The sequence below is a fragment of the Brachyspira hampsonii genome, assembly GCF_002214805.1.
GTDB lineage: Bacteria > Spirochaetota > Brachyspiria > Brachyspirales > Brachyspiraceae > Brachyspira > Brachyspira hampsonii.
Genome location: NZ_CP019914.1, coordinates 2682050 through 2695460, shown reverse-complemented (window position 1 = coordinate 2695460; position 13411 = coordinate 2682050). Strand labels below are relative to the sequence as shown.

12 protein-coding genes are annotated in these 13411 nt (G+C 26.4%); 7 read left to right on the top strand and 5 right to left on the bottom strand.

Features of this window, described 5'->3' with window-relative positions; genetic code table 11:
- Window positions 1–2: 2 nt before the first annotated feature.
- The 4 genes from flgC to BHAMNSH16_RS11810 form a co-directional block, all read right to left on the bottom strand.
- A complete protein-coding gene (gene flgC / locus BHAMNSH16_RS11825; protein ID WP_008724603.1) occupies window positions 3–464 on the bottom strand; it encodes a flagellar basal body rod protein FlgC in 462 nt (153 codons plus the stop codon).
- Window positions 465–499: 35 nt separating this feature from the next.
- Window positions 500–928, bottom strand: coding sequence for a flagellar basal body rod protein FlgB (gene flgB / locus BHAMNSH16_RS11820; protein ID WP_008728606.1), 429 nt, complete (start codon window positions 926–928; stop codon window positions 500–502).
- A 119-nt stretch (window positions 929–1047) separates the two neighbouring features.
- Window positions 1048–2130: a tetratricopeptide repeat protein gene (locus BHAMNSH16_RS11815; protein ID WP_008728605.1), complete on the bottom strand. Its 1083-nt coding sequence runs from the start codon at window positions 2128–2130 to the stop codon at window positions 1048–1050.
- A 1-nt stretch (window position 2131) separates the two neighbouring features.
- A complete protein-coding gene (locus BHAMNSH16_RS11810; RefSeq protein ID WP_008728604.1) occupies window positions 2132–2791 on the bottom strand; it encodes an HAD family hydrolase in 660 nt (219 codons plus the stop codon).
- A 202-nt stretch (window positions 2792–2993) separates the two neighbouring features.
- Here BHAMNSH16_RS11810 and def point away from each other — a divergent pair, with 202 nt between their 5' ends.
- The 4 genes from def (at window position 2994) to BHAMNSH16_RS11790 (ending at window position 6515) form a co-directional block, all read left to right on the top strand.
- On the top strand, window positions 2994–3557 hold the full coding sequence (gene def, locus BHAMNSH16_RS11805) for a peptide deformylase (protein WP_069731881.1): 564 nt from the start codon (window positions 2994–2996) through the stop codon (window positions 3555–3557).
- Between the two features lie 6 nt (window positions 3558–3563).
- Window positions 3564–4226 (top strand): HAD family hydrolase, encoded by a 663-nt coding sequence (locus tag BHAMNSH16_RS11800; RefSeq protein WP_069731882.1) that lies wholly within the window; start codon window positions 3564–3566, stop codon window positions 4224–4226.
- 99 nt (window positions 4227–4325) lie between these two features.
- The gene (locus tag BHAMNSH16_RS11795; protein WP_069731883.1) at window positions 4326–5564 is read left to right on the top strand and encodes a M23 family metallopeptidase; all 1239 of its coding nucleotides are present in this window, start codon (window positions 4326–4328) and stop codon (window positions 5562–5564) included.
- A gap of 123 nt (window positions 5565–5687) precedes the next feature.
- Complete coding sequence (locus BHAMNSH16_RS11790) at window positions 5688–6515, top strand: GGDEF domain-containing protein (protein WP_008729723.1); 828 nt, start codon at window positions 5688–5690, stop codon at window positions 6513–6515.
- A gap of 161 nt (window positions 6516–6676) precedes the next feature.
- Here the strand turns inward: BHAMNSH16_RS11790 and BHAMNSH16_RS11785 are convergent, their stop codons facing one another.
- Window positions 6677–8272, bottom strand: coding sequence for a potassium/proton antiporter (locus tag BHAMNSH16_RS11785; protein WP_008729676.1), 1596 nt, complete (start codon window positions 8270–8272; stop codon window positions 6677–6679).
- A 232-nt stretch (window positions 8273–8504) separates the two neighbouring features.
- On the opposite strand from BHAMNSH16_RS11785, the gene BHAMNSH16_RS11780 reads away from it, so the two are divergent.
- The 3 genes from BHAMNSH16_RS11780 (at window position 8505) to BHAMNSH16_RS11770 (ending at window position 13363) form a co-directional block, all read left to right on the top strand.
- On the top strand, window positions 8505–10172 hold the full coding sequence (locus BHAMNSH16_RS11780) for an ankyrin repeat domain-containing protein (RefSeq protein ID WP_069731884.1): 1668 nt from the start codon (window positions 8505–8507) through the stop codon (window positions 10170–10172).
- 114 nt (window positions 10173–10286) lie between these two features.
- The gene (locus tag BHAMNSH16_RS11775) at window positions 10287–11171 is read left to right on the top strand and encodes an Rpn family recombination-promoting nuclease/putative transposase (RefSeq protein ID WP_069731885.1); all 885 of its coding nucleotides are present in this window, start codon (window positions 10287–10289) and stop codon (window positions 11169–11171) included.
- A gap of 215 nt (window positions 11172–11386) precedes the next feature.
- Window positions 11387–13363, top strand: coding sequence for a lysozyme inhibitor LprI family protein (locus tag BHAMNSH16_RS11770; protein ID WP_069731886.1), 1977 nt, complete (start codon window positions 11387–11389; stop codon window positions 13361–13363).
- The last annotated feature ends 48 nt before the right edge of the window (window positions 13364–13411 follow it).

Below are 13411 nucleotides of genomic sequence, written 5' to 3'. Positions count from 1 at the left end.
AATTAATATCTAATTATATTCAAAGCACTTCCAAACATAGTTTTAGCAGACTGAATCATAGTAGAGTTTGCCTCATAAGCTCTTGAAGCCTCCATCATATCAACCATCTCTGTAACAGGGTTAACATTAGGCATTTCTACATATCCGGCTTTTTCACCGTATTTAATAGCATCAGGGTGAGAAGGATCATATACAAACCTAGTTGCAGTTTCCATATCCTTTTCTATGCTGAATACCCTTACGCCTGTGCCAACATTAGGCTGCAAAGCCTCTGGTAAAAATGGACTTCTGTATTTGTTGCCATCATCTCTAGGCTTGAATATTACTCTGCTTCTTCTAAAAGCTCCGCCTTCTGTTGTGCGTGTTGTATTAACATTTGCTATATTATCTGCTATAACATCAAGTCTAGTTCTTTGAGCAGTTAAACCGCTTCCTGATGTATTAATAATTGAAAATATTCCCATTTCTGTTACTCCTTCAAGAATTTAAGCAGTACAAATTAAGCATTGCCTATCATTCTTCTTATTTCTCTATACTGAGCATTTACTATTTGCGTAAACATTTGATATCTTAAAGTATTTTTAGCTTCTTCTGCCATTTCTTTATCTATATCAACATTATTTTTATCATTTCTATAGCTAGTATCATAATCTACTGTAATAGTAGGTGCAACCTGTTTATAATCCATAGGCATATTAAAAGGAAAATGTCTTGAATCTGTTCTTTTAGCTTCCATACCATTATAATTTTCACTATCTAAAGCTCTTGCAAGCTGATATTCAAAAGTTACATCGCTTCTTTTGAAATTTGGAGTAGATACATTTGCTATATTATCTGCTATAACCTCAGCTCTAAGTCCGTAAACATTTAAAAGCTTTTTTGCTACTGTCATAGTTTTAGCATAAGTTGTATCAGCAAACATATTCATAGTTATAACCTCTAAATTATAAAATTATACTTATAAATATTGTCGGTTTAATGAAAAACTGCTTTAATATTTTTTAGGATTATATTATGTTAAATTATGATAAAATTTTATATACTACTTTACTTAAAATACAAACTATTCATAACTTCTTTAGCAAATGATATTAAATGACTGCTTACTGTAACAGTTGATGATATTGTAAGTATTATAGACTCTTCTACCTTACCAACTACCGCTATGGCATTAAAGAAATCATTATTATTTATCTTTGAAATGAATATATACTCTGCAAATAAATCATTATATTCTTCTCTTTGTTTTATGGATATAGGAGTAATTATAGAGTAAAGCTCCCCTCTCCTGCTTCTAAATCCGTCAAAAAGCTCTCTTATAGCAGCTTCATCATATTTTTTATCACTATAGCTGATTATTATTGATATTCTATTATCAGGACTTTCTATTTTTAATACTGCTCCGTCTATAGAGGCATTAAAAGTCTCAGGAACCATCAAATTAAATCTGTCAGGATTAGCCTGTATTGCTGTTAATTTTCCTATTTCAAACTTTGAATTATTTATTAAATATTTTATATTATTTATTCTGTTTATAATATTTTGGTCATTTTTATTTATAGTTAATGCCCTGTCTAAAATATTCAAAGCATCATCATATTTATATAATGCCCTATAAGCTACAGACATATTAATCATAGATAAAACATCTTCATTATCTATTGATATGGCTTTTTTATATTTTTCTATAGCATCATTATGTTTTCCTTCCATAGAAAGTAAAATTCCATACTGTCCGTAAACACTTGAATCAGCATTACCTAAAGATATTAGCTTTTCTATTACATTCTTAGCTTCTTCATATTCATAAGTACTTATAAGGGCCTCTATCTTATTTTCAAGCAAATCCTTATCATCTTTTATAAAATTAAGAGCATTATTAATAAGTTCTATTACAGACTTGAAATCATTTTCTTCATAGTAAATATCAATTAAAACTAAATATCCGTATTTGTATTTATTATCTTTTTTTATTAATTCTAAAGCTAATTTTTTGGCATAAGAAATATCATTTATATCTATAAGATTGTTAATTTTTTCTGCAATAACATCATTATTTTCTTTTATGATATCTTTAATATCCTCATCTACTGCCGCATTATCATAGATATTGTTAATATTTTCAAGCATACTATCTCCAATTAACTATAGTAAAACCTTTATCTTTATTTTTTAAAGCATACTCTTTTAATCTCTTATCAGGATTAACGCATACTTTAGTGTCGGCAAAATTAAAAAGAGGTAAATCACTTATAGAATCACTATACGCTATATTTTTATTGCTATGATGCGGGAAAAAATGCTCAGTGAATAATCTGTATCTTTTGGCAGCACCATAACAATTCTTACCGTACATATATCCTGTATATTTTCCCCTGAAAGTCCATAATTCAGTACCCATACATCTGTCAAAGCCTAAATTTGATGCTATATACTTAGCATAAATTTCAAAACTTGCTGTAACCATAATTAATGTATATCCATTATTTTTTAATTTTTTTATTTCATCTAAAGCATCTTTATAGTATAATTTTGGTACAATTTCATCAGCAAACTCTTTACCTATTTTATCTCCGAATTCTATATCTATATTTTTGAATATATGAGCTATTCTGTACTTAATACTTTGATTATCTATTATTTTTAAACAAAATAATAAAAAATAAGGTATCAAAGCCATATAATGCATTATACTTGAAGGATTCTTTTTCAAATAGAACATCATAAATGGAAATATAGAATCTTTATTTAATATAGTTTTATCCAAATCAAAATAAGCAACTCTCATCATAAAGTTTATTCTACTACAAAAAAATCATTTGTCAAAGGAATTTTATAATTTTAAACCGTAATTAACAAAAAAATTATGTAAACTAAAAAATCACTTGACTATAAATAAAAAATTTAATATTATATATTAGATTTAATATTAATTAATAATAATTGTAAATAATATCTTTATTTTATAAATATATATAATTTTGGGAGATAATATGCTAAGAAAATTAGTAATATACGGAGATGAAAGACTGCAGAAAGTATCAGAAAAAATAGAAAAAATAGATGATGAAATACTCACTTTAATAGATGATATGTTTGAAACTATGTATAAAGAGAAAGGGGTCGGACTTGCTGCGGTTCAGGTAGGAATATTAAAAAGACTTATAGTTATATCTGTACCTGATTTTGATGATGAAACAAAGCCTGATTTTAAATTGGCTTTAATAAATCCGGAAATAATATGGCATGGAGAAGAAAAAGAAATTTTAGAGGAAGGATGCCTTTCATTTCCTGAAATAAGAGATGATGTTGCAAGATATACTCAAATTAAAGTAAAATATTTGGACAAAGAAGGCAATGAACAGATACTTGATGCTGAAAATTACATAGCTAAAGTACTTCAGCATGAAATAGATCATACAAACGGCATATCATTTATAGACAGATTAGAATCATATCAAAAAAGAAGATTGAAAAGAGAATTAAAAGAACTTAGAAATAATACTGTTAGAGAAATAAAAAAAATACAAAACAGGGAAATGTTAAAAAATAGCTGATTAATTATGATAAAAAATATAATATTCGATTTAGACGGAACTTTAGCAGATTCTATATCAGACATATATAATTGTGTTAATGCTTCATTAAAACATTTTAACTTAAAAACAATATCAATTGAAGATACTCATAAGTTTGTTGGAAACGGAGCAAAACTTCTTATCAAAAGAGCTGTTAATAAATACAGTCATAATGAGAAAATCGAAGAAGAAGTATATAAATACTATATAAAATACTATGAAGAACATTGTGTAGACAGTACTAAAGCATATAATGGAGTTTATGAAACTTTAGAATTATTATACAATCATAATATTAATATGTTTGTTATAAGCAATAAACCTAATAAAATGGCTATAAAAACTGTAGAAAAACTAAATATACTAAAATATTTCAAAGCAGTTATAGGAGACGGTATTTATTCATACAGAAAACCTGATGTAAATATATGGTACAGTTTGAAAAAAGATTATAATTTAATAGAAGATGAAACAGTTATGATTGGAGACGGAATACCGGATTATGAATTCGCATGTAATTCAAGTATAAAATGTTTGTTAGTCTTATACGGAATAACAGATAAAAATATTTTGTTAGAATTAAATAACAATTATTATTTAAATTCGTTCAATGAGATTGCCGATTATATAATTAACAAAAAAATTTAATTAAAAAGAATTATATACTTGACAATACTATAAAATATTTGTATATTAAAATGGATTATTTATTAGTAATAAAATAAGTATTAATTTAACAGTAACAATATGAAAAATAACAAATTTAAGTACACCAAAATTCGCAAAAATAATAATATTTTTTCGCATATAGAAGATATATTATTTAAAATCAAATCTCAATTTACTAAATCAAATAGTATTCAAAGAATAAGAACAACTTATGTTCATTCTACAAGATATACAGGTAAAAAAAATAATATTTTCATATCAATAATCAAAAAATTTTCATTAGCTGCAGCATCGCTATCATTATTTATGATTTTATCTAACTTTTTAATAATGAATATACGCCATACTTCCAATGCGGCAATTCTTCCTAAAGATAAAATGCCTACTAGTGCAGCATATTCTAAAGTATTAGATGAAATATCTCCTGAAGAAGTAAGTTATAATACTTCAAGTATATCTGAAGTTCCTACTGTAACATCAGCAGTAACCCTAGAAAATGCTACAGATATATTTTACAACTCTATAACCTCAGATAACACTTTAGTCGGAGACGGCACTATAGGGATGAAATATGATGAATATATCATAGAAGAAGGAGACAATCTAACAACAATATCAAGAAAAATAGGTGCTAATTTGGATACATTAGTAAGTGTAAATAAAATAAGCAATGCAAATAGATTAAGACCCGGACAAAAAATTGTTATACCTAATCGTAACGGATTATTATATACAATAAAAAAAGATGAATCTCTAGAAGATATTGCTGAAAGATATGATGTATCATTAAATAGAGTTCTTTCCTTTAATAAAATAAGCAATCCTAATGATATTAAAGTGGGAGAAGATATATTTTTACCGGGAGCTAAATATACTTTAGATGAAAGAATAGATAAATTCGGACAAATGTTTAGCCTTCCTACAACCATCACTAGAATAAGCAGTGTATTCGGATATAGAGTTCACCCTATTACAGGAGTTAGAACTAAACATATGGGTGTTGATATACCGGGAAGACTTAATACCCCTGTATATGCCGCCAGAAAAGGAAAAGTAATATTTGCAGGATACAGCGGCGGTTATGGTAACTTGGTAATAGTTCGTCATGATAAAGGATATACAACATATTACGGACACCTTAACTCTATAACTACAAGAGCAGGTGCTACTGTAGGTGTTGGTGTTATGATAGGAAGAATGGGAAGTACAGGAAGATCTACAGGAAGTCATTTACATTTTGAAGTTAGAAGAAATGGCGTGGCACTTAATCCTGCTGATTTTATACCTATAAAGAAATTCCTAAGAGGAAGAAGATAAAAACTATTAATATTAAAACTAATTAGAGGGATTCTTTCAAGAGTCCTTCTATTTTTTTAAATTTATATATTTTTATTATATTACTATTTACAATTATATTTATTTTTGTATAATATTTTTATTATGAATGATATTATCAAAGTAATAAACATATTAAATGAAATACCAGAACCATTTTCTGTAGACGGAATAATAAAAACTTTTGAAGCTAGTTCTAAAGATTTTATAAAAAGTTTTGCAATATATTTTCATAAAGATAATACTGCCGAATCAAGATTATGGTATGTATCGGAAAATAAATTGGTCATAAATGAAAAAGAAAATAATAGAGAATATATTTTATCTGCCAGAGGAAACAAATTCGGTTCTATAATAATAAATACGGATAAAAATAAAAATGATATATTAATACTTATTAATTATCTTTCAATAATATTATATAGCGAAAAATTGTCATTTTTAGCGAACAGAGATAAACTTACAGGGCTATACAATAGAGGATATATTATTAAATATCTGCAAGAAAAAGAAACTTCAGATGAAATATATTCTATAGTAATAATAGATTTAGATAAATTCAAACACTACAATGATACTTATGGTCATAATGTAGGTGATCATGTATTAAAATTAGCATCAAAAGCAATGAAGGATTCTTTAAAAAGCATAGAGAATAAATCTGTACTTGCAAGATATGGAGGAGAAGAATTTATTGTTGTATTTGATATACAAGATAAAAATGATCTTTTTAAAGCTATGGAAAAAATAAGAAACTTTATTACAGAAACTGATTTTTCTACTGAAGAGTATTCCCTTAAAGCAACAGCTTCTTTAGGCGGAGCAATAAAAGAAAAAGATACATCATTAAGAACATTTATAAATAAAGCGGATCAATCACTATATAGTGCAAAAGAAACAGGAAGAAATAAATCTGTTATATTAGATTTCTAGATTATTTAAGACTGTATAATTATTCTATAGCTAAATAAAAAAAGTCACTTTTATTTAGCTTTAATAAAAATAAAGCTAAATAAAAGTGGGAGATTATTTATGAAAAATACTATATATTATAACCATTCATACATAGTATGGTAAAAAATAAAATGAAAAATTTATACATCTTTAATTAAAACGACATCCTTATCTTTAATAACTGTATTTCCCCTAGGAATAACACTTCCACCTTCTCTTTTTATCATAACTACCAAATTATTTTTAGGAAGATTTAAATCCTTTAATTCCTTGTTTTTCCAAGGGTGATTACTGTTAATATTTATTTCTCTTAAACTCATATCATAATATTTTGTTCTTTTAGCATTAAGTATGACAATATCCCCTTTTTCAATAACTGTATTTCCATGAGGAATAATAGTGTCCCCTCCCCTTTCTATTGTTACTATAATCGAATCTTCCGGAAGCTCTATTTCCATAATAGGTCTTCCAATCCAATGGTGATTATTTGGTATTTTTACCTGTATAAGCTCCATATCCGAATCATCTACATAGTCATTGAAAGTTTTAAGTACATTTTCTCCAGAATCTACAAGATCCAGCTTTTTGGCTATGAAAGGAAGGAGCGTACCTTGAAGCAGTACAGATAAAATTGCTAGTACAAATACTATGTGAAATATATCATAGCTTATAGAATTATTATTAACTATTACAAATATTGCAAATACAATAGAAGCTGCCCCTCTAAGTCCAGCCCACATAACAAGAATCTGTTTTTTAAATGAAATTTTAAATGGTGTTAATATAGAAAATACGGCAATTGGTCTTGCTACAAATGTCACAAATAACGCTACATATACAGCTGTAGGAGCCACATTGAATATTCTTGAAGGAAATGATAAAAGTCCTAACAAGAAAAATAGAACCATCTGCATAAGTCCTGTAACTCCGTCAAAGAAATGAACCAAAGTAACTTTATTCTTAATATTGCTATTTCCTAATACTATTCCTACTATATAAACTGTTAAATACCCGTTTCCGCCTATAATAGAAGAAAGAGAATATGAAAGAAGTGCCACCGCTAATGTGAATATAGTATCTAATCCGTTTACAGGAAATCTAAATTTCCTAAGCATATTATAAGCTAAAAATGATACTAATGCTGCAACTATCAAGGCAAAAACTATCTGGGCAAAAACCATATACAAAATAGAAAGAGGACTAGTTAAAGTTTTTCCTATAAGTCCGAGAAATATAACTGTAAGCATATATGACATAGGGTCATTACTTCCGCTTTCAAGCTCTAATAATGAAGCAAGACCATCTTTAAGGTTTAAATTTCTAGAACGAAGTATTGAGAATACAGAAGCGGCATCTGTTGAGCCTATAACAGAACCTATTAAAAAACTTTCAAAAAAACCAAATTTAAGAATATAATGACATAAAGCACCTGTTATCATAGATGTTATAAATGTACCTATAAAAGATAAAAGAAATGCCTTGTTTGCAACAGGTTTTGCAGCTTTCCAATTTGTACCAAATCCGCCGTAAAACATTATGAATATCAATGTTATAGTACATAATTGTTCAGCAACTCTATAATCGTCGAACTCTATTTTTAAAAGCCCGTCAGTACCAAATATCATACCCAAAACTAGAAAAAGCAAAAGAGACGGCACTCCAACCTTAGTTGAAATTTTACTCACTATTATACAAAGAATAATTATTATAGAAGAAAGCAGTATTGATATATTCATAAAAATCCTATTGTGTAAATAATATTTTAATAAAAATATAGATTATAATAAATTGATAACCTAACAGCTATTTCAAAAAACATATTGATTATTAAAAATAAATATTTTAATATTTTCTATTATATAAAAAAATACAATATTTGTCAAAAATATTTATTTTATAATAAATAATTGAAATTTTAATTATTTTAATTTATTATAAAAAATAATAATACATACAGAGGGTAAAAATATGAAAAATTTTATTTCTATTATTTCTATTTTTGTTTTAATGATCTCTATAATTTCATGCGGAGGCGGAAACAAAGAAATAGCAGAAAATACACAAACTAATCAAACAGAAACTAATAAAGTATATGTTAATCCAACAACTACAAATCAAAATAATAATACAAATATCAATATTAGCATTGATACAACTAAATATACTAATGAATATATTCAAGGCACAGAATTAGACCCTATGCCTACAGGATATAAAAAAATAGATGAAATACTTAATGAACATAAATATAAAGCACCAATATACGAAATATCAAAACTAATATCAGAGGAAGGACTAGAAGGAAAAATTACTGAAACGACAAATTTTGGTGATAAATACATATATAAAGATTCTACTCCTTTATTTTTGGCAGTACAATTCGGATACAATGATTTAGCAAAAGAGCTTATAAAAGAAGGTGCTGATGTTAATGCCAGAGCAAACGATATGGAAACAGAAACAGAAGGCGGCCTTGATATGCTTTACTATGCTGTTAGAAATAATAATCCTGAAATGACTAAAATCTTAATTGATAAAGGACTTGATAAAAATAGAGATTATGGTTATGAATATTCTACTTATTTGACAGATATTGCTATTGGCAACAACAATCTTGATATACTTAAACTTCTTGTAAAAAGAGGAGATTCAAAAGAAACTTTAATTCCAGAAGCAGTACGAGAAAATAATATAGAAATGGTTAAATATTTATTATCTATAGGACAAGATATAGATGCTCAGATATTTTTTGACGGTTTTTGGGTTGATTCTCCTTTGAAAGTAGCTGCTGAAAACGGCTATGTAGAAATGGCTAAATTTTTAATTGATGAAGGAGCAAATTTAAACTCAGCTGATGATTATATGCTTTATGCATATAATAATTATGATATAACTAAATTATTAGTAGATAATGATGTTTTTAATCTTAATACTAATACTACTAAAGAAGAAGCTATAAAATTAGTACAAGACGGCAAATATTATGAAATAGAAAAATTATTATTAAGTGAAGATTCAAATAATATAGACGGATATGATGAATTAATGAATGCTATATCTAAAGGTGATATGAAAGCATTAGAAAAACTTATAAAAGATGATACTGATTTAAATAAACAATATGATAAGATTACGCCTCTTGGCTTAGCTGCTGCTAGAAATGATAAAGAAATGGTTAAATTTTTAGTAGAGAAAGGTGCTGATATAAATTTAGAAGACGGATATGGATATACTCCTTTAATAATAGCAATGAAGTATAGTAATATTGGTTTAGCTAAAGATATTATTGATTTGAAGCCGGATTTAAATGCTATATGTTCAGCAACAGGAGATACTCCTTTAACATATTTAGTAGATAAAGTGAAATTTGGATCAGATATTTGTTATTATTTGATAAAAAATGGTGCTGATGTAAATAAAAAAAATAATAACGGAGATACTCCATTAATAGTTTCCGTACAAAATTTTATTTTAAGTTATGGTATGTTAGGAGTTCTTATAAATATGGGTGCTGATTATAACATTAAAAACAAAGAAGGAAAAACAGCTATGGATATTGTTATAGAAAAAGATGACAAAGCAGCACTTCATCATTTAAATAATCCTGACAATTTAGAATACTATCTTACTATATAAATATAAAAAACAATAAAATACAAAGTGTATGCATATTTTTTATATGTATGCACTTTTTTTATTCACAATTTTTCAAATTTTGACAATTTATAGTTATTTTAGTATAATATATTCATGAAAAATAATACAAATATAAAAAAAATAAAATATTTCAATCCTTTGAACGATTATTTTATACGATACCTTTTTACTGACAAAGGAAGCAGCGAATCTATACTTTTAGATTTTATTAATTCTATAATGCTTGATTCTAGAATGAAAACTTTTAAAGCAGTAGAAATATTAACCCCATTTAATTTAAAGAAAAATAGAAATCTAAAAGAAACTATAGTCGATGTAAAATGTATTACCCAGAATGGCTCAGTTGTTATTATAGAAATTCAGCTTCAAGGTAATTCAAGGTTTCCAGAAAGAATACTTTATTATTGGGCAGCAAATTATAGTAAATTATTAAAGCATGGAGAAAGATATGATGAACTTACACCTGTAATAAGCATTAATTTACTCAATTTCAATTTAGACAAAACAAACAATATACATTCCTGCTATATGCTTTACGAGATGAATAACAAAAAACTTCTCACAGACCATTTGCAGATACATATAATAGAATTAAAAAAGTTTAAGAAAAACATATTAACTAAAGATTTAAATTGTTGGTTAAAAATGTTTACAAGCAAAAATTTGGAGGCTTCTATGTCTGAAATAGTAAAAGAAAAACCTATAATGGAAGAAGTACAAAAAAAATATAATAATTTTGTAAAAAGCAGATTGATGATGATGGAATATGAGAATAAAGAGGCTTATTTATATGGTAATCAAATAATGCTTGATGAAGAAAGAAGATTAGGTATTGAAGAAGGTATTAAAAAAGGAAAAGAAGAAGGTATTAAAGAAAATCAAATATTAACAGCTAAAAATATGAAAAAAGAAAATATAGACATTAATATTATAAGCAAAATAACAGGATTAAGTATAGAAGAAATAAAAAACTTGTGAACATCTATCAAGTTCACTTGATAGATATTGTTAGTGAACAAGTTTTTTATAAACTATGTAAGAAATAAAAAAATTATAATTAGATGGAATAATTTTTTAAGTGCATGCATATTTTTTATATGTATGCACTTTTTTATTGTAACAATATTTCCAATTGAAATTTTAATTATTCTAATTTATAATGCGAAAACAACAATACATACAGAGGGTACAATATGAAAAATTTTATTTCTATAATTGCAGCATTTATTTTAGTTATTGCTGTAATTTCATGCGGTGGAAACAAAGAAACTAATCAATCAGAACAAAATACTCAAACTAATCAAACATCGCAATCTCAAAATATTCAAACTAATACTTTAGTTAATCAAAGCAAACAGACAAATAATCAAAAAGAATTCTTTGATATGAAATATGTATATAAGGGCATTAGAGCAGATAAAGCTAAATTTGATGAGAAGCTTAAAAATTTAAGAGAAAATAATGAATATGCAAAAAGGAATTTTAATTTTCTTAATAGGAAATTTGCAAATGATGATGAAAGAAAAAAATATTCTATAGAGTTTATATCAAATGTTAATTATGCTGCATTAGATTTAGAATTCTTAATAAGCTGGGGTAATTGGGGTATATATAGTGAAGTTACAGATTATGATACTGTTGGATATTTATATGTTGATCAAAATTTAGCATTAAAAAAAGCAAGAGAAGAATTATTAAAATTAAATAAAAAAGATGCTGATGTTTATTTAGCATTATTCTTATCTCATTTTGCCTGCGATTCGCTTTATTATTTTGAAGAAGAGAAAAAATATTTAACAGAATGGAAAAAAGCAGGCGGAAGTAATATTGCTATGATGATGAGAAAAAATGATAATGAGAATACTTATATACAAAAGATGAATTTAATTAATTATATAATAGAAGCTCCTGATTCTTTAAGAGCAGAAAAATTAGCTGCTGATGCTTATAAAGATAATTTCTATAAATACATTGTAAAAGATAATGGATATATAGATTTATTCAATGAAAATAATTATTCTTTAACTTCAATTGAATTGCAAGGTACAGCCAGTTTATCTTCAGTAGAAATAGCAGAAGAAATAGTAAATACAAATATAATGAACAAATATATAAAAACTTATGTAAATAATAGATTATCTAATGATGATATAGAAGACTATTTAGAATATTATCAAAATTATTACAATATTAATGCCGTTTATTGTTATGACGGTTGGAATAAGCTTAATCTACTTGAGTTTAAAAAGAATACATTTTTAATTGAAAGCACTATGAACGGATTAGTAAATATGCATTATTATAATCCTGAGTTCATAAAAGATAATTTATATGCTTCATTTAAAGAAATAAAAAATTATAATTTCAGACTTGGAGATATAGATAAAGTAAAATCTGCTGAAATTAATTCGATTTCTACAAATGATTTGAAAGATTATACTAAAGACTCCAAATTTATAGATTCAGGCAGCTTTGATATAGAACAATATTCATCTTATATAGCTAGCAACATGTATTATCCTTTGCATAGCGTATCTTTCTTCTTATGTGATATCAATAATGACGGCGAAGAAGAATTAATGCTTTCAGGCAAATATACAAGTTCTGCAGGAAGAGGCGGTATAGCACATTATACTTTACTTTTAAAAGATAATTTGGAAGTAGATTTTGATTCAGAAACAGGACTGCTTATTAATAATCCTGATTTTCAACATTTGGGATGTACTCAAAAAATATACACAGAAAATGGAAAAAATAAAATTCTTTTATTGGATACTCTTAACAATGAAGCATGTGATATATTTGTTGATAATAATGAAATAAATAATGCGGAAGTTTTTGATTATATTACATATAGTTATCAGCCAAAATTGGAATGGAAAGGAAGCATACTTAATGGGGTACCTGAAGGAGCTTTAAAAACTGATGCAAGTTTTGATATGTTTAAAGCAGAGAATGCATCAGATAAAGCAATAGTATCAGACAGAACTTTGCGAGTAGCTGACAAACTTATAAGCGACGCATATTTTATTAAAAAAGCTGCTTTGGATAAACAAGGTCAGGAAGAATTATTGGAACAAAGAAGAGCAGAAATAAAAGCTATTCAGGAAGCAAAAGGCGATATTAAAGTAATAGAAACTGAAATGCTTAAGATTTTGAATATACAATAATTTTTAATAGTTTCAATAAAAGTGCATGCATTATATATGTATGCAGTT